This window comes from Listeria grandensis (genome assembly GCF_014322885.1).
Taxonomy (GTDB): Bacteria; Bacillota; Bacilli; order Lactobacillales; family Listeriaceae; genus Listeria_A; species Listeria_A grandensis.
This window is the reverse complement of sequence record NZ_JAASUG010000002.1, coordinates 19,108-43,363: the sequence shown is the minus strand read 5'-3', so window position 1 is coordinate 43,363 and position 24,256 is coordinate 19,108. Positions and strand designations below refer to the sequence as shown.

The following is a 24,256-nucleotide window of genomic DNA, read 5'->3' as shown; positions in this document are numbered from 1 at the left end:
CGTTAAAAGATAAAAGCCGGTTTTTCAACCGGTTTTTATTTTTCATTAATGATCGGAGGATGATTTTATTTTTTGTTCGTATTGTAAGCGGTTTAACCTAGTAAGCGTTGGATTATATTCTCTAATCGTAGGTCAAAAAGCATATTTTTATAAAATAAGGTCTATTTTTATGCTTTTTTTATAAAAATGAATTGCAATACGGAGCGTTTCGAAATAGAATAAGGTGAAGACTTTTTTGGAAGACTACATATCGCACTTTATTTGTCATCAAAAGGGAACTATTTTACATAAACTTAGCGCTTGTAAAACGGTTTACATCAAAAAAGAAATCAATCCATTCAATGGATATTTGTTATTAATAAAGGGAGTGAGACAGTGGATTATGTTATTGAAATGTTAGGGATCAGAAAGGAATTTTCTGGGTTTGTAGCAAACGATAACATCACCTTGCAACTCAAGCGTGGCGAAATTCACGCGCTGCTAGGTGAGAACGGTGCTGGGAAATCAACACTGATGAATGTTTTGTTCGGACTTTATGAACCAGATGGTGGCGAAATTCGCGTCAATGGCAAAACGGAGCTAATTCATAGCCCTAATAAGGCTAACGATCTCGGAATCGGTATGGTGCATCAACATTTTATGCTTGTCGATAAATTTACCGTAGCTGAGAATATTATTTTGGGGAAAGAGCCTAGTAAGTTTGGCGTCATCGAGAAGAAAAAAGCGCTGGAAGAAATACAAGCTATCTCAGATCGCTACGGCTTGAAAGTAGATCCCAATGCTAAAATTAGTGACATCTCGATTGGTATGCAACAACGTGTGGAAATTTTGAAAACATTGTATCGCGGGGCAGATATTCTTATTTTTGATGAACCGACGGCCGTACTGACGCCACAAGAAATTAAAGAATTGATCTCGATTATGCGTACGCTAATTAAAGAGGGCAAGTCGATTATCCTGATTACTCATAAATTAAAAGAAATCATGGACGTGTGCGATCGCGTAACGGTTATCCGGCGCGGTAAAGGGATGGGAACTGTGAATGTTCCTGAAACAAGTCCACAAGCACTAGCCAATCTCATGGTTGGACGCGAAGTCGTTTTTACTACCGTGAAGACACCTGCCAGTCCAGGAAAAGATGTGCTGGAAGTGAAGGACCTTGTTGTGAAAGAAAGTCGTGGCGTGGAGAGCGTTCGTGGATTGAACCTCACCGTTCGAGCTGGTGAAATCGTCGGTATTGCTGGGGTAGATGGTAACGGTCAAAGCGAGCTTATTCAAGCGATTTCGGGGCTGACAAAAGCAACGACGGGCTCGATTTTGCTAAAAGGCGAACACATTGAAAATAAAAAACCACGCCGTATTACCGAAGCTGGATTGGGACATATTCCTGAGGATCGCCATAAACATGGACTCGTTCTAGAAATGTCACTCGGTGAAAATATTGCATTACAAACTTACTACAAAAAACCAATTTCGAATAAAGGTTTCTTAAATCATAAGGAAATGTACGATTTCGCGCGTAAACTAATTGAAGAATATGATGTGCGTACAAGTAGTGAATACGTTGCGGCGAAAGCACTTTCTGGTGGAAATCAGCAAAAAGCGATTATCGCGCGTGAAATTAGCCGTGACCCAGATTTCCTGATTGCGGCACAGCCGACACGTGGACTTGATGTTGGTGCGATTGAGTTTATTCATCGTCGTTTAATTGAGCAACGTGACGAGGGCAAAGCTATTTTGCTGATGTCTTTTGAGCTTGATGAAATTTTAAATGTGAGTGACCGAATCGCGGTTATTTATGAAGGTAAGATTGTGGCTATTGTGAAACCTGAGGAAACAACCGAGCAAGAACTTGGTCTACTGATGGCCGGATCATCTAAAGGGGAAACGGGGGAGAAAACGCATGTCTAAAAAAGTTCAAGCCCTTGTTATACCAGTTACGGCCGTTATTCTAGGCTTACTTTTTGGAGCTATTATTATGTTGCTATTCGGATACAATCCGATAGACGCTTACATTGCACTTTTCCAAGGCGCGTTTGGCGATTCTTTCTATCTTGGAGAAACGATACGTCAAGCAACGCCATATATTCTAGTCGGTCTTTCGATCGCGATTGCTTTTAAAGCAGGGCTTTTCAATATTGGAGCAGAGGGTCAGCTGTTAATGGGCTGGATCGGTGCTGTTGCAGTAGGGCTGAGTTTTGATGGATTAGATAAATGGATTCACTTGCCGCTTGCTTTGCTTGCTGGAATCGTGTGTGGCGCTTTCTGGGCTTTCATTCCAGGGATCTTAAAAGCTACGCTAAAAGTGAATGAAGTTATCGTGACGATCATGTTGAACTACACAGCGCTTTATATTTTCAACTATATCGTGCAAAACGTACTGACGAAACAATTGGACAAAACAAAAGAGGTTCCTGCATCCGCATCACTTCAATCACCGTTCCTACAAGAAATGACGCAATATTCGTCGCTTCACTGGGGAATTTTGATCGCTGTCGGTTGCGCACTTATCATGTGGCTCGTGATTAATAAAACGACATTTGGTTACGAATTGAAATCGGTTGGTTTTAACCAAAATGCTTCGAAATATGCCGGAATGAGCGTCGCGAAAACAATCGTTGTCTCGATGATCATTGCTGGAGGACTTGCTGGACTTGCTGGCGCGATGGAAGGCCTTGGTAACTACGGAACAGCGTATGTATTACCGACATCTCCAGGTACCGGATTTGACGGTATTGCCGTTGCTTTACTCGGTGGTAATTCGCCAATTGGTATTATCTTCTCCGCTATTCTATTCGGAGCGTTAAAAGTAGGATCGCTAAACATGCCTGCTGTCGCTGGAGTTCCAAATGAGTTAGTAAACGTGGTTATCGCGCTTATTATCTTTTTCGTTGCTTCTAGTTATATTATTCGCTGGGCAATGGATAAATTTGCGAAGGGGGCGAAAACAAAATGATTTCGACTTTAGCGATTATTGTCTCCAGTACATTGTTAATGGCTGGACCACTCATTTTTACAGCGCTCGGAGGCGTATTTTCTGAGCGAGCCGGGGTTGTTAATATCGGTCTCGAAGGTATGATGATCATGGGAGCATTTTCATCGATTGTCTTCAACTTAACGTTTGCTGATGTATTCGGTGACTGGACGCCTTGGGTTGCCCTCTTTGCAGGGATGCTTGTCGGCGGTCTATTCTCACTCGTACATGCCGTTGCAACGATTAATTTCCGCGCCGATCACGTTATTAGTGGTGTTGCGATTAACTTTTTAGCACTCGGTATTTCCTTGTTCCTCGTTAAAGTGATTTACGATAAAGGACAAACCGATCAAATTAAACATTATTTTGGTAAGCCGGATATTCCTGTTTTGAAAGATATTCCTGTCATTGGCGATATTTTCTTCAAAAACGTGCCGGTTATGAGTTACGTCGCGATTCTTGTGGCGATTGCATCTTGGTTTATTATTTATAAAACGCGCTTTGGTTTGCGTCTTCGTTCTGTTGGGGAACATCCTCTAGCAGCTGACACGATGGGAATCAAAGTTCGCTGGATGAGATATCAAGGTGTCATTATTTCCGGTATTCTAGGTGGGCTTGGTGGAGCAGTTTACGCCCAATCGTTCACGCTAGATTTCGGACATGCAACGATCTCTGGTCAAGGTTATATGGCCTTAGCAGCGATGATTTTTGGTAAATGGAATCCACTTGGTGCAATGGGAGCTGCGATTTTCTTCGGATTTGCGCAGTGTCTGAGCATTATCAGTGGTCAACTACCATTCTTCAGCGACATTCCAGACGTTTACTTACAAGTTGCCCCATACGTACTAACGATTCTTGCTCTCGTGGGACTTATTGGTAAATCTGAAGCACCAAAAGCAGATGGTATCAATTATATTAAAGGTAAATAAAAGCGAAAGCCCGGTTTCAGTTGTAACTAACGAAACTGGGCTTTCTAATTGTTTAGATGCGTATTATAGGGTACAATAACAAGGTTCAGTAAATTGAAGGAGGGATTTTTTATGACGACTCAAAAACAGGAATATAAAGAACAAGTTGGAGCGATTCAGTTAACGCTTATTCCTTCCGACAAATATAAATCCAATAAAATCGTCTTTAAATTTAGAGCGCCACTTGATCGCGCAACCACAACAAAACGGGCTTTGATCGCTGCTTTAATTGAAACAAATACCAAAAAATATCCGACGCAAACCGCATTTCGTAAAGAACTTGCAAGTCTTTATGGTGCCAATTTTTACGCATCGGTTGATAAAAAAGGGAATGAGCACATTATTACGGCCGTGCTTGATATGGTGGACGGCCAATTTGTCCCTGAAGGAGACGCATTACTACAACAAGCATTTGAGCTTATTCAAGAAATTATTTTTAACCCCCATGTTGCGGACGGAAGTTTTAATGAAGCAACCGTAGCACGCGAAAAGGAGAACTTGGCGCAGCGTTTAGAAAGCGTCTACGATGATAAAATTCGCTATGCCAACAAACGGTTAACAGAGATCATGTTTGCCGATGAGAATTATAAATATGGCGCGGCTGGTGTTTTAGAGGACATTGCTGGCATCACAGGTGCCGACCTATTTGAATACTATCAACAGTTTTTAGCGGAGGATACCATCGATTTATTTATCTGTGGCGACGTGAAAAAAGACGCGGTTATTCCATTGATTAAAGCCTTACCATTTGCCGATCGCGCTTATCGTGAGCTTGATGTGATAGCACCTATCCATCCTAAGAACGTTACTACTGTGAAGGAAAATCAGCCAATTAATCAAGGGAAGCTTGTGCTTGGCTATCGAACGAATATTTTATTTGGTGAAGATGCCTATGTCCCATTGCAACTTGCGAACGGTTTACTCGGCGGGTTTGCCAATTCGAAAATCTTTATTAACGTTCGCGAAAAAGCGAGTTTGGCCTATTACGCGAATAGCCGTATAGATTCATTCCATGGCTTCATGCTGATTTCTGCAGGGATTGACGAGAAAAATTACGATCAAGCCTTGGCGATTATTAAAGAACAAGTGGCGGCTATGCAAGCTGGCGATTTTACGGAAGAAGAACTATCACAAACAAAAGCGATGTTATCCAATCAGCTATTGGAAGCAAACGATCAAGCGCAAGGTTTAATTGAACTTGCCTATAATAATACTTTGAAAAAAGCGAATCTCGACTTAGCGAATTGGTTAAAACGAATCGCTGCTGTGACAAAAGAAGAAGTCGTTGCTGCTACAGGTTCGTTTGAACTCGATACGATTTATTTCTTAAGCAAAGGAGCTGATTCCAATGAATAAAAAAAGCTATGATCAATTAAAAGAAGCTGTATACTATGAAAAGTTAGAGAACGGATTGCAAGTATACGTCTTGCCAAAACACGGATTCAGCAAGACATTTGCAATTTTTACAACAAATTATGGCTCGATTGATAATGAATTCGTGCCAATTGGCCAAGAAGATTTTACACGTGTTCCCGATGGTATCGCGCATTTCTTAGAGCACAAGCTTTTCGAAAAAGAAGATGGGGATGTGTTCTTTAAATTTGGTGAAAAGGGTGCTTTTACTAATGCTTTTACATCATTTACACGCACTGCTTACCTGTTCTCAAGTACATCGAACGTGGAAGAAAACTTAGAGACACTCGTTGATTTTGTTCAAGAGCCATACTTCACCGAAGAGACCGTGGAGAAAGAAAAAGGGATTATCGGTCAGGAAATTCAAATGTACGATGATGATGCTGATTTCCGCGTTTATTTCGGTGCGATTGAAAACATGTACCATCACCACCCTGTGAAAATTGATATTGCAGGGACCGTTGAATCCATCGCTGACATTGATAAAGACTTACTATACCTGTGTTACAATACATTTTATCATCCGAGCAACATGATTTTATTCATTGTCGGTAATGTCGATCCAGAGCAAGCGATTGAGCAAGTTCGTAATAACCAATCGAAGAAAACCTTTGCATCCGCAAAACCCGTGAAGCGTCATTTCCCAGAGGAGCCTAAATCTGTCGCAGTGAAGAAGAAAACATTGGCGTTCCCCGTTCAAATTGCGAAAAATCTGGTGGCGATTAAAGAAGATATCGGTTTATTACGAGGGAAAGAAGCGGTGCAGCACGAAATGACTGCTGATATCATGTTAGAACTGCTATTCGGCACAACATCAGATGCTTACTTAGAATTATACGACCAAGGTATTATTGACGATACGTTTGGTTTTGATTATAGTTTACAAGACAGCTTTTCTTTTGTGCTCGTTGGTGGTGACGCAAAAGATCCAGATCTGCAAGAACGAAAAATTAAAGAAACATTTGCCAATGCTATTCAGACAGGCTTCAAAGAGGCAGATTTAGAACTAATAAAACGTAAAAAAATGGGGCAGTTTCTGCGTTCCTTAAACTCACCGGAATTTATCGCTAATCAGTTTTCGCAATACATCTTTGAAGAAGCATCCCTATTCGATATTTTGCCGGCAATCGAAGCAGTGACAGTCGCGGACATAGAAGCGTTTTTGAAACGGGTCTATATGGAAGAACGTGTGACGACTTTCCAAATCGTACCAGAGTGACCATCAATTTTTTAATTTTAATAAAATAAATGGCATTTGGAGCCAAGTCATGCTATGATGAAAGAAATGGATAGAAGGGAATTATCGTCTTTGAGAAATGATACGAAATGCGCGCTAGTCACTGGAGCGAGTGGAGATATAGGAAGAGAAATCGCGATTGCGCTTGCAAAACAAGGATTTCACTTATATTTGCATTATTATCGTAACAAAGAGGCGATACAGCTACTACGAGAAGAGTTACTTGTTTTCGATGTGGATGTTATCCCGATTCAAGCTGATTTTACTAATTCTGGCCAGATTGCTTGGTTGCAGGAATCAATTTTTCAATTAGATGTATTTGTTCATGCTGCTGGAAATAGCTATTACGGCTTGTTTCAAGATATGCCTGATCAGGAAATAAAGAATTTGTGGGATATTCATGTTCACTTTCCGATGCAGTTATTGCAGAAATGGATTCCGAAATTGCAACACAGTCAATCAGGACGAATTATTTTTATTAGTTCTATCTGGGGAGAAGTTGGGGCTGCGATGGAAGTGGCTTATTCGGCTGTCAAAGGAGCACAGATTGCATTTTGTAAAGCGCTGGCTCAAGAAATAGCTGCAACAGGCACGACTGTCAATGTAGTATCTCCAGGAATGGTAGATACAAAAATGAATCACCTTTTTAACGAGGAAGAAAAGACAGCAATAATAACCGAGATTCCCATGCACAGATTTGCAAATCCGAGCGAAATTGGGGAAGCGGTCGCCTTCTTAGCAAGCGATCGCGCAAGTTATATGACTGGACAAACGATGCGTTTAGACGGTGGATGGTTTATGAGGTAAGAAAAGATTTTATGTAATGGTAGGTGTTTAAAATTGACCGAACTAGGTGAGAAACTCAAAAATGCAAGGCGAACAAAGGGTCTAAGTCTCGATGATCTACAACAAATAACAAAGATTCAAAAGCGTTATCTCGTGGCTATTGAAGAAGGTAACTATGCAGTAATGCCGGGTAAGTTCTATGCGCGAGCTTTTATTAAGCAATACGCAGAGGCCGTTGATTTAAATAGCGAAGAGCTTTTTCAAGAATTTGAGAATGAAGTTCCAGCTACAAGTCAAGAAGCGGTCGTAAACGAGCAAATGACGCGTGCACAGCAACGTCGTGCGCCACTTGCTGCGAGTCAGCCGGGTAATGATAACCCGAACACGACACATTCTGTCTTTGGGCTTGTTCCGAAGATTCTAATCGCATTGTTTATCGTCGTTATCGGCTTTGTTATTTGGTATTTTGCAATTTATAATGCCGGTGGATCAGGAGACGAAGTAAAGAATACAAGTAGCAATGATTCTGCTGTCAAGGTCGACGATTCAACCAAAGGCACGGACACCAAGAAAGATACGACGAAGAAAGATGAGCCGAAAAAAGATACAACAACTGAGACTGAGAAAAAAGACGAACCGAAGAAAACTGAAATCAAAGCAGATACGTCTGGAAACGCAACAACGTATACGGTCTCTAATGCTGATAAGCTATCCTTAACATTTACATTATCCGGCGGTGAAAGTTGGATTCAAGTTACAGATGATGCCGGCTCAAGTATTTTCGGTGGCATTATTGCTGACGGTGAAACGAAAACATTCGACCTCGCAAGTAGCAAATCTACCAAAGTAACGGTCGGAAATGCAACACCGGTAGCAATGAAAATCAATGACCAAGCGGCAGAACTAGCGAAAGATTCCATTACGCAGAAATTAACGATTAACCTTGCAACAAGCACGGATACTGGCACGACTGATAGCAATTCAGACAGTAGTGATAGTAGCGCGCAATAACAAGCTCTAAATACAGCGTGGCGATAAAAGCTTACATTTTGCATCTAGCATAAGCGTAAGCAGTTATTGCCGCGCTGCGTTATTACATAGTAAAGAAGGGGTGGGGAAAATGAATTTACCTAATAAAATAACATTGGCGCGCATCATCTTAATACCGATTTTTGTCGTATTATGTGTGGCTCCGCTTGGTCTAGGAACAGTTACATGGCTTGATTCCACAATTCCAGTATCAAACATTATCGCCGCTATAATCTTCATCGTTGCGGCACTGACAGACTGGTTTGATGGTCATCTAGCTAGGAAGTATAATCTGATTACTAATTTTGGGAAATTTGCCGATCCATTGGCGGACAAGTTACTTGTAGCAGCAGCATTCATTGTTTTAGTAGAGCAACATATTGCCCCTGCTTGGGTCATCATCATTATTATCAGCCGCGAATTTGCAGTTACTGGCTTGCGACTATTACTTGTTGAAGGTGGCGAAGTAATGGCAGCTGGACAACTCGGCAAAATTAAGACTTTCACACAAATGATCGCGATTCCGTTGTTATTATTACACAACTGGCCGTTCGAATGGAGCGGTATTCGCATCGATTTAATTTTCCTATACGTTTGTACCTTCTTCACTGTTTGGTCAGGCTGGGATTATTTCTACAAAAACCGTAATATCTTTAAAGGTTCTATGTAATTATGCAGCGACTTATCTATGCTTAGATAAGTTGTTTTTTTTTGATCTCAACTATTAGTATTTTTCAAATAGAAGATGTAGTATAGAAGAATAGAGAGGACGTGTTTTCATGCGCAGTGCAGAAATTATTGCTGTTGGAACGGAGCTATTACTTGGCCAAATTGTGAATTCCAATGCCGCATTCATATCAAAAGAGCTTGCCGAGTGTGGTGTTTATGTATATCATCATACAGTTGTTGGAGACAACCCTGAACGCTTGAAAAAAGTGATTAAAATCGCCGAAAAACGAAGCGATATTTTGATTTTCACGGGTGGTTTAGGCCCAACAGAAGACGACATTACGAAACAAGTTTTAGCATCATATTTAACAAAAGGAATTATTTATGACACAGACCATTTATCCAAAATTGAAAGCTTTTTTGCGGCAAGAAATGACAAAATGTCAGAAAACAACAAGCGTCAAGCAGAGATCATTGAAGGATCGCATGTGTTATCAAACGAATTCGGCTTTGCAGCTGGCATGTTTTTAGAAACCGATTCCCACACCTATGTTTTACTACCTGGCCCTCCTTCAGAAATGCAACCGATGTTTACAAAATATGCGAAACTGCTGTTACTAAAAAATAGCGAGCACGAAATTGTATTAGAATCCAAGATATTACGTTTTTTCGGCATTGGTGAATCCAAACTAGCAGATGACCTGAAAGACTTAATTGCTACACAGACAAACCCAACGATTGCGACCTATGCGGGCGAAAATGAAGTCGTGATTCGGCTGACAGCTTCTGCAAAAACAAGAGAAGAGGCTTTACAGCTTATTGCAACATCAGAAGAAGAAATCATTAAGCGGGACGGAGCATACATATACGGCTCTGGAGAGGTCACCCTCGTTGATTTAGTGATTCAGCAGCTTATGGATGCCAACATGACTATTTCAGCAGCTGAGAGCCTCACAGCTGGCTTATTTCAAGCGGAATTAGGTGGCACAACAGGAATTTCTAAGATTTTTAAAGGTGGGATGGTCACATATAGTAATGAAATGAAACATGAGTTACTACACGTCTCCACAGAAACGATGGAACAAGAAGGCGTTGTCAGCCAAGCTTGTGCAATGGAGATGGCAGATAACATTCGGAAATTATGCAAGACAGATATAGGAATTAGCTTTACCGGTGTAGCAGGTCCAAAATCATTAGAAGGTCATCCAGTTGGCACTGTTTGGATCGGTCTAAGCGTTGTAGACTATCCCACGCTTGCCTATCGCTATACATTCAACCGAGATCGCAATTACAATCGTCGCCGAGCTGTAAAAGAGGGTTTTGCGCTGATTAAAGCTTTTTTGGATGAAAAATTAGAGAAAAGTGAGAAATAAGGGGTTAAAACTTGATCCAATAGGGATAAAAAAAGGTTAGACGAAACCTTGTAAACCCGCTATAATAAAGGCATGGCGAGGAAGCGAATTTGATCAGTATGAGATGAAAATGGCGAGCAATAAAAAAATACGAACAAATATTCGCTTTTTGCTTGTGTATCTTAAAAAAATAAGGTATAGTATCTATAGGCAATAAAAACAGACCGTAAATCAACACGTCACTTCTATCACAAGGAAGCGTGCAAGTTGATGCATACGTTGAAGATTGTTTTTATGGATTAGATATTATAGATAAAGACTAGGAGGCAATAATGTGAGTGATCGTCAAGCGGCCTTAGATCAGGCGTTAAAACAAATTGAGAAACAATTCGGTAAAGGTTCCATTATGAAGTTAGGGGAACAATCAGACCACAATATTTCTACAATATCCAGTGGTTCATTAGCACTTGATATTGCATTAGGAGTCGGTGGTTATCCACGTGGGCGTATTATCGAAGTATACGGACCAGAAAGCTCAGGTAAAACAACCGTTGCGCTACACGCGATTGCAGAGGTGCAAGCACAAGGTGGGACAGCCGCATTTATTGATGCTGAGCACGCGCTAGACCCAGCTTATGCGAAGAACTTAGGCGTTAACATTGATGAACTACTATTATCGCAACCAGATACAGGAGAACAAGCGCTAGAAATAGCAGAGGCGTTAGTTCGTAGTGGTGCCGTTGATATCCTAGTTATCGATTCCGTAGCAGCACTTGTGCCACGTGCTGAAATCGAAGGTGAAATGGGAGATTCTCATGTCGGTTTACAAGCGCGATTGATGTCCCAAGCACTGCGTAAACTATCTGGTGCTATCAATAAATCCAAAACCATTGCGATTTTCATTAACCAAATTCGTGAAAAAGTAGGTGTTATGTTTGGTAACCCTGAAATAACACCAGGTGGACGCGCGTTGAAATTCTATTCGACTGTTCGTCTAGAAGTAAGACGTGCAGAACAGTTGAAACAAGGTACAGATGTTATTGGTAATAAAACCAAGATTAAAGTAGTCAAAAACAAAGTAGCACCACCGTTCCGTGTTGCTGAAGTGGATGTTATGTATGGCCAAGGTATTTCGCGCGAAGGTGAACTTGTTGATATGGCGTCAGAAATTGATGTAATCAATAAGAGTGGTTCATGGTATTCTTATAATGAAGAACGCATCGGTCAAGGTCGCGAGAATGCTAAACAATATTTGAAAGAGCATCCTGAAATTCGTGATGAAATTTCCAAACGTGTTCGTCAAGAATACGAAATCGATGTAAAACCTAACTTTACAGAAGACGCTTTACCAGAAGAAATCGATTTACTTGATGAAGATAAATAAAAGAAGCGAAGAAAAGCCACCCAATCGCGTGATGACTGGGTGGCTTTTTTGATATAATCTCTTAATTTAGTGAAGTTTTTTTTGATTCCGTTTACATCTTAGCGCTTTCCTTGACAATAGATGGATTGACCTATAGAATTAAATTGTATATTTTACATTTAAAAATGAAAAAATACACGCGTGTCAGGAATATTTCTGGCAACCGACATAACCATTAAAAAGAATTGAATAGCAAAGGAGGTGTAAGGATGGAACTCGTAATCACAATCATCTCCAGCTTGCTTTTCTTGATCGTCGGTCTGGTTGTTGGTTCTCTAATTTATAAATCAAGCTCCGAACGGAAATTGGCAGCTGCCAGAAGTACGGCTGAATTAATCACGGAAGACGCTAAAAAAGAAGCAGAAACCATGAAGAAAGAAGCATTGCTTGAAGGAAAAGAGGAGAATCATAAGTTACGTACTGAAATCGAAAATGAACTTCGTGGGCGAAGAGGGGAACTACAAAAATCAGAAAATCGCTTATTGCAAAGGGAGGAAAACCTCGACAGAAAAGATACTTCTTTAAGTAAAAGGGAAGCAACTCTTGAAAGAAAAGAGGAGAGTATCAGTAAACGTCAACAACATATTGAAGAAAAGGAAAGCACAGTTGAAGAGATGATCGAAAAACAACAAGTAGAGCTAGAAAGAATATCTGCCCTTACAAAAGACGAGGCGAAGAATGTTATCTTGAGCCAAGTAGAAGAAGAGTTAACACATGATACAGCCGTAATGGTAAAAGAATCTGAAACTCGGGCAAAGGAAGAAGCAGATAAGAAAGCGAAGAACATTCTTTCTCTAGCGATTCAACGCTCTGCAGCAGATCATGTTGCCGAAACAACAGTAAGCGTTGTGAATCTACCAAATGATGAGATGAAGGGTCGAATTATTGGGCGTGAAGGCCGTAATATTCGTACACTCGAAACACTCACTGGTATCGATTTAATCATCGATGATACGCCAGAAGCAGTTATCCTTTCCGGATTTGATCCTGTTCGCCGTGAAATCGCGCGAATTGCTTTGGAGAAACTCGTACAAGATGGACGAATTCACCCAGCGCGGATTGAAGAAATGGTCGACAAAGCTCGTAAAGAGGTAGACGAACATATCCGTGAAGTCGGAGAACAAGCGACATTTGAAGTTGGTATTCATTCCATTCATCCAGATCTAATCAAGATTCTCGGTCGTTTACGTTACCGTACAAGTTACGGACAAAACGTCTTGAATCACTCATTAGAAGTTGCGAAGTTAGCCGGAATTTTGGCTAGTGAGCTTGGTGAAGATGTAACAATGGCTAAGCGTGCTGGACTCCTTCATGATATTGGTAAAGCTATCGATCATGAAATTGAAGGCAGCCACGTCGAAATTGGTGTAGAGCTTGCGACCAAATATAAAGAAAATGATATTGTCATTAACAGTATCGCTTCCCACCATGGAGACACAGAAGCAACATCTGTCATCGCTGTTTTAGTAGCGGCAGCAGATGCCTTATCAGCCGCAAGACCAGGCGCTCGTAGTGAAACACTAGAAAACTACATTCGCCGCTTAGAAAAATTAGAAGAAATTTCCGAGTCTTATGAAGGCGTAGAGAAATCGTACGCTATTCAAGCCGGGCGCGAAGTTCGTATCATTGTGGAACCAGATTCTATCGATGACCTTGCTTCTTACCGACTTGCACGAGACATTAGAAAACGGATTGAAGAAGAACTCGAATACCCTGGTCATATTAAAGTGACCGTTATCCGTGAGACTCGCGCTGTAGAATACGCGAAGTAATCTCACATAACCAAAACACGCAGGATCCATATCGGAGCTGCGTGTTTTGGTGTGTATGGAGCACTTTCCTTGCTTCCTGTTTAGGAACAGGGCTATAATATGCAGTAATCTAAGAATGGGAGATTTGATATGATGACAAAATGGGAAATCAGAAATTTTCAAAAAAATAATTATTCCGACGTCGCACGCATTTACCAAACAGGCATTGACGGGAAAAATGCAACGTTTCAAAAAGAAGTTCCAACTTTTGCGGTATGGGATCAGAAGTATTTGGACGCTTGTCGTTTTGTCGTAGTAGAAGATGGCGTAACAATAGGCTGGGCAGCATTATTGGCGTTTTCAGCAATGCCTTCCTATCGTGGTGTTGCAGAACTCAGTATCTATATCGATCCGACAGCCGCTGGAAAAGGAATTGGAACGGCATTGATGGCACATATGATTAGCGAAAGCGAAAAAGCAGGATTCTGGACGCTACAATCATTGATTTTTCCAGAAAACACGGCTAGTATCGCGTTACATAAAAAATTCGGATTTAAAACGCTTTGTATCCATGAAAAACTCGGCGAAATGGATGGCATTTTCCGGGATGTGGCTTTATTGGAACGAAGAAGCCAACTGGTCGGGAAATAATATACTTAAAATAGTACGGGTATTTTTTAGTGTTTCGCGGTATAATGAACACATATAGAGATAGTGAGGAGCAAAACGATGGAATTATTATTTATTGGGGATGTTGTGGGGTCTATCGGTCGCGATATGATTACGGAATATTTACCACAGCTAAAAAAAGCGTACCGTCCGACAGTAACTGTCATTAACGGGGAGAATGCTGCGGCAGGACGTGGAATTACAGAGAAAATTTACAAACAGTTTCTAGAACAAGGTGCGAATGCGGTCACGCTTGGGAATCATGCCTGGGATAACCGCGATATTTTTGAATTTATTGATGATGCGAAGTATTTGGTGCGACCGGCGAATTTTCCGGAAGAAACGACGCCGGGTACAGGGCTTGTTTTTATTAAGAGTAACCAGTTGGAAGTGGCAGTTATCAACATGCAGGGTCGTGTTTTTATGTCGGACCTAGATGATCCATTCCGCAAAATGGACGAGCTGATTGCCGAGGCATCCGAACGTACGAATATTATCTTTGTTGATTTTCACGCGGAGACGACGAGCGAGAAACAAGCGATGGGTTGGTACGTCGATGGTCGCGTCACGGCGATTGTTGGTACGCATACGCACGTGCAAACGTCGGATAATCGGATTTTACCACAAGGAACGGCCTATTTGACCGATGTCGGTATGACAGGACCGTATGACGGTATTTTAGGTATGGATAAAGAGGCCAGTTTACGTCGTTTCTTAACAGCGATGCCTTCTCGGTTTGAAGTTCCAAAGACTGGCCGCGCTGTTTTATCAGGTTGCATGATTAGCATTCATGACACGACGGGCCGTGCGACGAAAATCGAGCGAATTTTGATTAATGAAGATCATCCATTCACGCTTTGATGAAGGAGGTACCTATTTTGACCTATCAAAAAGAAGATATCATCGCCAAGGCGCGCGAGTTAAAAGACGCCCTTCAAAAAACAGAAGCCGTGGAATTTTACCGTGCTGCGGAAGCGAAGATTAATACGAATCAAAAAGTAGCTGCGAAGGTGGGCGATATCAAGAAATTGCAAAAAGAGGCTGTTAACCTAGAGCATTATCAAAAATTCGGAGCGGTAAAGAAAACAGAAAATGATATTGATGCTTTGACAGCGGAGATTGATCACTTGCCGATCGTGCAGGAATTTAGACGTTCACAGGAAGAAGCGAATGATTTGCTACAATCGATTACGCGGGAGATTAGCGACAAAGTCACCTCTGAGCTACAAAAATAAGAGATAACGATGCAGCGTGCTTTTAAATCACTGCATCGTTTCTTTGTATCTGAATCGGGCTTTTCTTCATGATTTTACTCTATTGTGCTATAATAATAAGACAAAATAACTTTTAAACAAAGAGAAAAAGGGTTGATTGGAATGGCAGTAGAAGTTACGCCGATGATGAAGCAGTATTTAGCAATTAAAGAAAATTATAAAGATGCCTTTTTGTTTTTCCGATTGGGAGACTTTTATGAAATGTTTTTTGAAGATGCGATTCAGGCATCACAGATTTTGGAGATAACGTTGACGGCGCGTGCTGGAAACTCGGATAACCCGATTCCGATGTGTGGCGTTCCGTACCATTCGGCTGCGGGTTATATTGATACGCTGATCGATAAAGGTTACAAGGTCGCGATTTGTGAGCAAGTGGAAGATGCCAAATTTGCAAAAGGTATGGTGAAACGGGAAGTAGTGCAGTTGATTTCTCCGGGAACGATGATGGAAGCAAAGGGCTTGAAGGAAAAAGAAAACAATTTTATTGCGGCTGTCTTTCAACACGAGGAGAAGGAGTACGGATTTGCGTATTGTGATCTTTCAACGGGAGAGCTGAAATCGACAGTGCTTCCCATGGGTGAGGACCGGCTCATCAATGAATTGACGACGCTATCTGCGAAGGAAATGGTGGTTGGCATTGAGTTTAGCGAGGCATTTCCAGAGGCTGTTCGTGAGCAGTTAGGATTATTCATTTCGTATGAGAACAATAATGAATTACCAGATGGATACCACGCGCTTGTAACGAACACGATTCATCCGATTGAGAAGAAAGCAATTGCTAAGTTGCTAAACTATTTTATCGATACGCAAAAACGGGATTTGTCGCATTTGCAGAAAACAGTGCATTACGAGACGAGCCAGTATATGAAAATGGACTATTATTCAAAGCGAAACTTGGAATTATCTGAGTCGATTCGTGGAAAAGGAAAGCAGGGCACATTGCTTTGGTTGCTTGATCAGACAAAAACTGCGATGGGTGGACGTTTGCTGAAGCAGTGGATCGATCGTCCGTTAATTCATTTAGATGAGATTGAGGCGCGACAGGAGGATGTCAACAGCTTTATTAACCATTATTTCGAACGCATGGAACTGATGGAACAGTTGAAACAGGTATATGATTTGGAACGTTTGGCGGGACGCGTGGCTTATGGTAATGTGAATGCGCGCGACTTGATGCAATTGAAGCACTCGTTATATCAGGTGCCGCTGTTGAAAGAGACGTTGAAATCGATGAATCGGCCGAATTTGACGCGGATTATTGATGCCATTGATCCGTGTGGGACGTTGGCCGATGTTTTAGAGCGAGCCATTAATCCATCACCTCCGATTTCCATTCGAGAAGGTGGCATTATTAAAGACGGGTATAACGAGGAGCTGGATACATATCGTGATGCCAGTCGTAACGGGAAAACGTGGATTGCGGAATTGGAGCGTCAAGAGCGCGAGTTAACGGGGATTAAATCGCTGAAAGTTGGTTTTAATCGCGTGTTTGGCTATTATATCGAGGTTACGAAAGCGAACATTGCTGCTCTGCCGGAAAATCGTTATGAGCGCAAACAGACTTTGACCAATGCCGAGCGCTATATTACACCTGATTTGAAGGAGAAAGAGCGCCTCATTTTAGATGCCGAGGAAAAAAGTATCGAACTTGAGTATTCATTATTTATTGCGGTTCGAGAAACGGTCAAGCAATACATCGAGCGCCTCCAAAACTTAGCGAAAGTCATCAGCGAAATCGATTGCTTGCAAAGCTTTGCTAATATTAGTGAAAACAATCATTTTGTAAAACCAATCATGAATAAAACGGGGGACTTGGAGATCATTCAAGGACGCCACCCAGTTGTGGAGAAAGTGATGGGCACGCAGAGCTACGTTGCGAACGATTGCGTGATGAATGACTCGCGTGGTATGTTGCTAATCACGGGGCCAAATATGTCTGGTAAGAGTACGTACATGCGTCAAATTGCGCTAACGGCGATCATGGCGCAAGTCGGTTGCTATATCCCAGCAGAACAAGCAACATTGCCTATTTTCGATCAAATTTTCACACGGATTGGTGCAGCGGACGACTTGATTGCTGGGCAGAGTACGTTTATGGTAGAAATGCTCGAAGCGCGCAATGCGATTGTGAATGCCACTGCAAACAGTCTTATTTTGTTTGATGAAATTGGGCGTGGGACAGCGACGTATGATGGTATGGCGCTAGCCCAAGCGATTATTGAATATATTCATGAAGAGGTGCACGCTAAAACCCTGTTCTCGACGCATTACCATGAGCTGACGATTTTAGATGAGACCTTACCACAGATGCATAATGTCCATGTAAGCGCGGTAGAAGAGGATGGTAAAGTGGTCTTTCTCCATAAAATTGAAAACGGCCCTGCGGATAAGAGCTACGGTATTCATGTGGCTGAGCTCGCTAATTTACCGCAAAAGTTGATCGATCGAGCGCGCCATATTTTGGAACAGTTGGAGAGTTCGGAGGATAAAATTATCGTACCAGATCAGGCTGTCAGTGTCCCAGATATCCAAGAAGAGGTGCAACTCTCGATGTTTCCGATTGAAGAAAAGACGGTTCGCACAAAACAAGAACAAACATTGATCAAGCTCCTTAAAAATATCGATTTGATGCATATGACGCCGATGGATGCGATGTCAACGCTTTATGATCTACAGAAAAAAGCAAAGGAATAGGAAGGCAGGTGGATCAGGATGCCTAAAATTATCGAATTAACCGATGCACTATCCAATAAAATCGCGGCAGGGGAAGTGGTGGAACGCCCAGCTTCTGTCGTGAAAGAACTCGTCGAAAATGCGATTGATGCGAAAAGCACTGTGATTGATGTCCTCGTTGAAGAAGGTGGGCTAAACAAGATTACAATCATTGATAATGGTGTAGGCATCCCTTCGGAAGAGGTTTCCGTGGCTTTTAAACGCCATGCAACGAGCAAGATTAAGAATGAACATGATTTGTTTCGTGTACACACGCTCGGTTTTCGCGGTGAGGCTTTGCCAAGTATTGCTTCGGTGTCGTATTTAGAAATGACGACGGCGACCGGTGATGGTGCTGGGACGAAGATTACGGTCGAAGGCGGTAAGGAAGTCGAGAAGCAGAGTGCTCAAGCCAGAAAGGGTACAGAAATTCAAGTGTCGAATCTGTTTTTCAATACACCGGCCAGGTTGAAATACTTGAAGAGTTTGCATACGGAGCTTGGTAATATTACAGATATTATGAATCGGTTAGCCTTGTCGCATCCAGAAATCAGTTTCCGTTTTTCGCATAATGGGAAGAGTTTGTTGAAAACGAATGGAAACGGTGATTTACAGCAAGTGATGGCATCAATATACGGTTTGGCCGTTGCGAAAAAAATGATTCCAATTCAAGCGGAGTCGCTAGATTTCAAATTAACGGGTTACGCAGCGCTACCAGAGGTGAATCGCTCTAACCGGAATTATATTTCAACGATCGTGAATGGTCGCTTTATTAAAAACTATGCGTTAGTTCGCGCCATACAAGAGGGATATCATACGTTGCTACCGATTGGACGTTTTCCAATTTTAGTATTACAAATTGAGATGGATCCGCTGATTGTGGATGTGAATGTGCATCCTGCAAAATTAGAAGTACGCTTGAGTAAAGAAGCAGAACTTGGTCAATTTATTGCGAGCACGTTGAAAGCGGCTTTTCATAAAGAACAGCTGATTCCGGATGCCACCCCTTCGAAACGACAAAAACTTGCTTCCGAGCAATTAGCGATGAATTTTGACGGTAGGCAAGAGGATGCGCCTGATACTGATACTATGTCTGAACCAACGGCGTCAGCGTATCAACCGACATATTCGACAGCGCCGAAATCAGCCGAAGAGCTACCAACAAGTGACGCGCTACCAGAGGAACCTCCACTTTTTATTAATGAAACGTTTGCAGAATATGATGTTACGAAGCCTGTCGTGCACACCAAATATGAATCACCCGCTAGATCTAAGGAACGCATGCCAAAAATGTATCCTGTCGGTCAAGTTCATGCAACCTATATCGTGGCTCAAAACGAAACGGGGATGTATCTGATCGATCAGCATGCCGCGCAAGAACGCATTAAATATGAATTTTACCGCGAAAAAATTGGAGAAGTCGATCGAGAGTTGCAACAATTACTCGTTCCGATCGTGCTTGATTTCTCGACGGATGAATTTATTAAGTTACGCGATCAAAAAGCAAAACTTGAAGAAGTCGGTGTTTTCTTAGAGAATTTTGGACAAAATAGTTTTATTATCCGAGAGCATCCGACTTGGTTGCCCAAAGGAGAAGAAGAAAGTACGTTGCGAGATATTTTAGACGAGGCGCTCCATAAACCGCAGATCAGCATTCATAAACTACGAGAAGACGCGGCTATTATGATGAGTTGCAAGAAATCGATTAAGGCGAATCATTATTTAACGCAGGAGGATATGGAGACATTGCTAGACACTTTGCGTGAAGCAAGTGATCCCTTTACATGCCCACATGGCCGACCTGTGATCATCCAGTATTCAACATACGAACTCGAAAAAATGTTTAAACGCATCATGTAATTTTTAAAGGAGCGAAAAAAATGCCGTTTAATGGTCAAACGATTATACCTGCTGCACATAATCATCGTGATGTGGAGAAAATTCTGAAGCTGGATGCAGAATATATGGTGATGTTAGAAACACAAGTCGGACAACTGAAGTCGCTCGTCCAATTGGCAGCTTCGGGAGGCAAAAAAGTGATTTTGCATGCCGATTTGATTCATGGCTTGAAAAACGATGAATATGCTGTGGATTTTCTCTGTCAGGACGTCCGCCCGGCTGGAATTATCTCCACGCGTGGCAACGTTATTGTAAAAGCAAAGCAGCACAAAGTACTCGCGATTCAAAGGCTTTTCATGCTGGATTCGAGCGCTTTTACAAAAGGTACAGCACTCGTTCAAAAAGTCCAACCAGATTACATCGAATTATTACCAGGTATTTTGCCAACGATGGTGGAAAAAATGACGGAACTACTTCATATTCCAGTTATCGCGGGTGGATTAATTACGACACAAACACAAATTGATGAAATTTTGGCAGCAAATGCTACAGCTATCACGACATCTCAAAAATCACTTTGGAAATGAGGGATTAGCAAGATGGGGAAAATTGTTGTTATTGGGAGTATTAATATGGATATCGCTACAGAGCTATCCGAAATGCCGCAAATAGGCGAGACGGTGAAAGGGAACGCTGCGGTGATATCACCAGGTGGTAAGGGCGCCAATCAAGCGGTTGCTGCAGCAAAGCTCGGCGGGGATGTCATGATGGTCGGCATGATTGGAAATGATGCTTTTGGAGCAGATGCGCTGGCTAATTTAAATTCTGTTTGCATTGACGTCACGCATGTTCGAAGTATCGATGCTACGACAGGACTGGCGATGATTTTGCGGGAGCGTGGAGATAATCGGATTATCGTTGCTCCTGGCGCTAATCAGGCTTGGCCAAGCGATCTGCCATTAACAGAGATCATTTCAGAAGCATCAATCGTTCTACTGCAAAATGAGATTCCATTTCCAATCATTGAAAAAGTGGTCGATATAGCAGCGCGCTACCATGTTCCAACTATCTTTGATCCCGCACCTGTGGACCGTTTCCCAGTATCATTTTTGCGAAAGATCACGTATTTGACACCCAATGAAAGTGAATCCAAGCAACTACCGGACGATATGCTACATGGAAAAACAGAAGCTTTGCTCATAACGCTGGGAAAAGAGGGCGTTCAGCTCTGTTTACCCCATGAAAAAGTAACGATTCCAGCCGTTCCGGTGGATGTAAAAGATTCTACTGGCGCTGGAGATACGTTCAATGGTGCCTTTGCTGTTGCGATTACATCAGGAAAATCATTGCAAGAAGCTGTTCGTTTCGCAAATAAAGCCGCAGCGATTAGTACAACAAAAATAGGCGCACAATCAGGGATGCCGATATTAACTGATATAGAAAGCTAATCTCGAAAAAGGGGTTAGCTTTCCTTCGTTTGTAACAGTTTATGTAAAGTCATTGTGTCCCAATGTTTAGCGGTTTGATACAGAATTAGAAGAAATCCATCTGTATTATAACAGAAATAACGATTCTCAATAGTACAGAAATATTATTGTATTGCACGTAAATTATTTTCTAACTTATTTAAGAATAATGATAATCTAGAAAACATTTGATACCAATGACTTAGCGCTAAAAAAAGAATGAAAGCACTTTATTATATTGGAAAAACGATGAAATTTTTATGTGAAAACTGTAGCATTATTTTTAATTTGTGGTATGATAACAGTATAGAAGTTACTTGGGTAGCTTTGCTCAATTTTTAACGCTCATAAATGAACAATGAAACGTAGGAGGTTTCCGTGATGAAAGAACAATGGTTTGAATTTACAGGTGGTAACTGGGAAAATGAAATTGACGTAAGAGACTTTATTATGAAGAACTACAGATTGTATGAAGGTGATGACACTTTCCTAGTAGGTCCTACAGATGCAACATCGCAATTATGGGATCAAGTTATGGATTTAACGAAGCAAGAGCGGGAAAACGGCGGCGTGCTAGATATGGATACAAAAATCGTATCAACGATCACTTCACACAATCCTGGATACTTAAATAAAGATTTAGAAACAGTGGTGGGCGTGCAAACAGACGTACCGTTTAAACGCTCATTACAACCTTTCGGCGGAATCCGTATGGCAGAGCTAGCTTGTGAAGCATACGGCTATGAAGTCGACAAAGAGATTTCTAGCATTTTCAGAGATTGGCGCAAAACGCATAACCAAGGTGTTTTTGATGCCTATAATGACGAAATGCGTGCCGCTCGTAAATCTGGTGTCATCACAGGACTTCCAGATGCATACGGACGCGGACGTATCATCGGTGACTACCGCCGTGTCGCTTTATACGGTGTAGATCGTCTAATTGAAGACAAGAAGAAAGATCTGAAGAATACAGGACTTCGCACAATGAGTGATGATATTATTCGTTTACGCGAGGAACTAAATGAACAAATCCGCGCATTGGGTGAGTTGAAACAACTTGGAGCGCAACACGGTTTTGATATTTCGAAACCAGCAACAACTGCACAAGAAGCTTTCCAATGGTTATACTTCGGCTATCTTGCAGCAATCAAAGAACAAAATGGTGCTGCTATGAGTTTAGGCCGTACATCAACATTTCTTGATATCTTCGTGGAACGCGACCTTCGCAACGGCACACTAACAGAAGTGGAAGCACAAGAAATCGTGGATCACTTTATCATGAAACTACGTCTTGTGAAATTCGCTCGTACACCAGACTACAATGAATTGTTCTCTGGAGACCCAACATGGGTAACAGAATCCATCGGTGGTATTTCAGAAGATGGGCTACCGCTTGTAACGAAAAACTCTTTCCGTTTCTTACACACCCTAAACAACTTAGGGCCAGCTCCTGAACCAAACTTAACCGTACTTTGGTCGACACAATTACCATCAGGATTCAAGAAATTCTGTGCTAAAATGTCTATCAAAACCAGTGCTATCCAATATGAAAACGACGATGTTATGCGTCCTAAATGGGGTGACGACTATGGAATCGCATGCTGTGTATCCGCAATGCGTATTGGTAAACAAATGCAATTCTTTGGCGCGCGTGCCAACCTTGCGAAAACATTGCTTTACGCGATTAATGGTGGCATAGATGAGAAATCAAAAGCACAAGTTGGTCCAGCATTCCAAGCTATTACTTCCGAAGTATTAGATTACGAAGAAGTTATGGTGAAATATGATGAAATGATGGAATGGATTGCCGAGTTGTATCTCAATACATTAAACGTTATCCATTACATGCATGATAAATATGCGTACGAACGTTTGGAAATGGCGTTACATGATACACACGTGTTACGTACGATGGCTACAGGTATTGCCGGACTTTCCGTTGCAGCCGATTCCTTGAGTGCGATCAAATATGCACAAGTAAAACCAATCCGCGATGAAAATGGTATTGCGGTTGATTTTGAAATCATCGGTGACTATCCTAAATACGGAAACAACGATGATCGTGTTGACCAAATCGCTGTGGATCTTCTAAAAGCGTTCATGACGAAAGTAAGAAAACATAAAACATACCGCGATTCCGTTCATACAACATCTGTTCTTACCATTACATCGAACGTTGTATATGGTAAGAAAACTGGTAATACACCAGATGGACGTCGGGCTGGCGAACCTTTCGCACCTGGAGCAAATCCAATGCACGGTCGTGATACAAAAGGTGCCCTGGCATCACTTTCATCGGTTGCCAAACTTCCGTACGAATATGGTCAAGATGGAATTTCTAACACATTCTCCATTGTACCAAAAGCGTTAGGCCGCGAAGATGAATCACAAATCAATAACTTAGTAGCCATGCTTGATGGTTACTCCACAAAAATGGGCCATCATTTAAATATCAACGTCTTCAACCGTGACACATTGCTTGATGCCATGGATCATCCAGAAGAATATCCGCAATTAACGATTCGTGTATCTGGTTACGCTGTTAATTTCATTAAACTGACGCGTGAACAACAATTAGATGTCATTCATCGTACTATGCACGAATCTATGTAAGGTAGCGAAACGAGAAGCGAGAAAATAATAATAATAGGGATTGTGATAGTTACAATCCCTATCTGTTGTAAGGTAGTCAAT

Annotated in this window: 19 protein-coding genes; all 19 read left to right on the top strand. The window is 41.7% G+C overall.

Annotation, left to right across the window (positions count from 1 at the left end; genetic code table 11):
* The first annotated feature begins 375 nt into the window (after positions 1-375).
* The 19 genes from HCJ54_RS02830 (at position 376) to pflB (ending at position 24,175) form a co-directional block, all read left to right on the top strand.
* On the top strand, positions 376-1,911 hold the full coding sequence (locus HCJ54_RS02830; RefSeq protein WP_036064999.1) for an ABC transporter ATP-binding protein: 1,536 nt from the start codon (positions 376-378) through the stop codon (positions 1,909-1,911).
* Entirely contained in the window at positions 1,904-2,956 is a 1,053-nt protein-coding gene (locus HCJ54_RS02825; protein ID WP_036065000.1) for an ABC transporter permease, read from the top strand. The genes HCJ54_RS02830 and HCJ54_RS02825 overlap by 8 nt, the downstream gene beginning before the upstream one ends.
* A complete protein-coding gene (locus HCJ54_RS02820) occupies positions 2,953-3,903 on the top strand; it encodes an ABC transporter permease (RefSeq protein ID WP_036065001.1) in 951 nt (316 codons plus the stop codon). The genes HCJ54_RS02825 and HCJ54_RS02820 overlap by 4 nt, the downstream gene beginning before the upstream one ends.
* A 111-nt stretch (positions 3,904-4,014) precedes the next feature.
* Entirely contained in the window at positions 4,015-5,298 is a 1,284-nt protein-coding gene (gene yfmF, locus HCJ54_RS02815) for an EF-P 5-aminopentanol modification-associated protein YfmF (RefSeq protein WP_187136577.1), read from the top strand.
* Positions 5,291-6,574 carry an EF-P 5-aminopentanol modification-associated protein YfmH gene (gene yfmH / locus HCJ54_RS02810; RefSeq protein WP_187136576.1) on the top strand — a complete coding sequence of 428 codons (1,284 nt, stop codon included), beginning with the start codon at positions 5,291-5,293 and terminating at the stop codon, positions 6,572-6,574. Before yfmF ends, yfmH begins: the two co-directional genes overlap by 8 nt.
* 90 nt (positions 6,575-6,664) lie before the next feature.
* The gene (gene ymfI / locus HCJ54_RS02805; RefSeq protein WP_187136834.1) at positions 6,665-7,399 is read left to right on the top strand and encodes an elongation factor P 5-aminopentanone reductase; all 735 of its coding nucleotides are present in this window, start codon (positions 6,665-6,667) and stop codon (positions 7,397-7,399) included.
* Between the two features lie 33 nt (positions 7,400-7,432).
* Positions 7,433-8,389 (top strand): helix-turn-helix domain-containing protein, encoded by a 957-nt coding sequence (locus HCJ54_RS02800; RefSeq protein ID WP_187136575.1) that lies wholly within the window; start codon positions 7,433-7,435, stop codon positions 8,387-8,389.
* Positions 8,390-8,498: 109 nt separating this feature from the next.
* The gene (pgsA, locus tag HCJ54_RS02795) at positions 8,499-9,077 is read left to right on the top strand and encodes a CDP-diacylglycerol--glycerol-3-phosphate 3-phosphatidyltransferase (protein WP_187136574.1); all 579 of its coding nucleotides are present in this window, start codon (positions 8,499-8,501) and stop codon (positions 9,075-9,077) included.
* A 109-nt stretch (positions 9,078-9,186) separates the two neighbouring features.
* Positions 9,187-10,449, top strand: a complete 1,263-nt coding sequence (locus HCJ54_RS02790; RefSeq protein WP_187136573.1) for a competence/damage-inducible protein A — start codon at positions 9,187-9,189, stop codon at positions 10,447-10,449.
* A 313-nt stretch (positions 10,450-10,762) separates the two neighbouring features.
* Entirely contained in the window at positions 10,763-11,812 is a 1,050-nt protein-coding gene (gene recA, locus HCJ54_RS02785) for a recombinase RecA (protein WP_185408672.1), read from the top strand.
* Between the two features lie 248 nt (positions 11,813-12,060).
* The gene (gene rny, locus HCJ54_RS02780) at positions 12,061-13,623 is read left to right on the top strand and encodes a ribonuclease Y (RefSeq protein WP_036065010.1); all 1,563 of its coding nucleotides are present in this window, start codon (positions 12,061-12,063) and stop codon (positions 13,621-13,623) included.
* Positions 13,624-13,755: 132 nt separating this feature from the next.
* Positions 13,756-14,253 carry a GNAT family N-acetyltransferase gene (locus HCJ54_RS02775; protein ID WP_187136833.1) on the top strand — a complete coding sequence of 166 codons (498 nt, stop codon included), beginning with the start codon at positions 13,756-13,758 and terminating at the stop codon, positions 14,251-14,253.
* Between the two features lie 78 nt (positions 14,254-14,331).
* Positions 14,332-15,132 carry a TIGR00282 family metallophosphoesterase gene (locus HCJ54_RS02770; RefSeq protein ID WP_036065014.1) on the top strand — a complete coding sequence of 267 codons (801 nt, stop codon included), beginning with the start codon at positions 14,332-14,334 and terminating at the stop codon, positions 15,130-15,132.
* Positions 15,132-15,506 (top strand): YlbF/YmcA family competence regulator, encoded by a 375-nt coding sequence (locus HCJ54_RS02765; RefSeq protein WP_376699082.1) that lies wholly within the window; start codon positions 15,132-15,134, stop codon positions 15,504-15,506. Before HCJ54_RS02770 ends, HCJ54_RS02765 begins: the two co-directional genes overlap by 1 nt.
* 141 nt (positions 15,507-15,647) lie before the next feature.
* The gene (mutS, locus tag HCJ54_RS02760) at positions 15,648-18,239 is read left to right on the top strand and encodes a DNA mismatch repair protein MutS (RefSeq protein ID WP_187136572.1); all 2,592 of its coding nucleotides are present in this window, start codon (positions 15,648-15,650) and stop codon (positions 18,237-18,239) included.
* A gap of 18 nt (positions 18,240-18,257) precedes the next feature.
* Complete coding sequence (gene mutL, locus HCJ54_RS02755; RefSeq protein ID WP_187136571.1) at positions 18,258-20,117, top strand: DNA mismatch repair endonuclease MutL; 1,860 nt, start codon at positions 18,258-18,260, stop codon at positions 20,115-20,117.
* A gap of 20 nt (positions 20,118-20,137) precedes the next feature.
* Positions 20,138-20,683, top strand: a complete 546-nt coding sequence (locus tag HCJ54_RS02750) for a glycerol-3-phosphate responsive antiterminator (protein WP_187136570.1) — start codon at positions 20,138-20,140, stop codon at positions 20,681-20,683.
* Positions 20,684-20,695: 12 nt separating this feature from the next.
* Complete coding sequence (locus tag HCJ54_RS02745; protein ID WP_187136569.1) at positions 20,696-21,544, top strand: ribokinase; 849 nt, start codon at positions 20,696-20,698, stop codon at positions 21,542-21,544.
* A 399-nt stretch (positions 21,545-21,943) separates the two neighbouring features.
* Positions 21,944-24,175 carry a formate C-acetyltransferase gene (pflB, locus tag HCJ54_RS02740; RefSeq protein ID WP_187136568.1) on the top strand — a complete coding sequence of 744 codons (2,232 nt, stop codon included), beginning with the start codon at positions 21,944-21,946 and terminating at the stop codon, positions 24,173-24,175.
* Positions 24,176-24,256 lie beyond the last annotated feature (81 nt).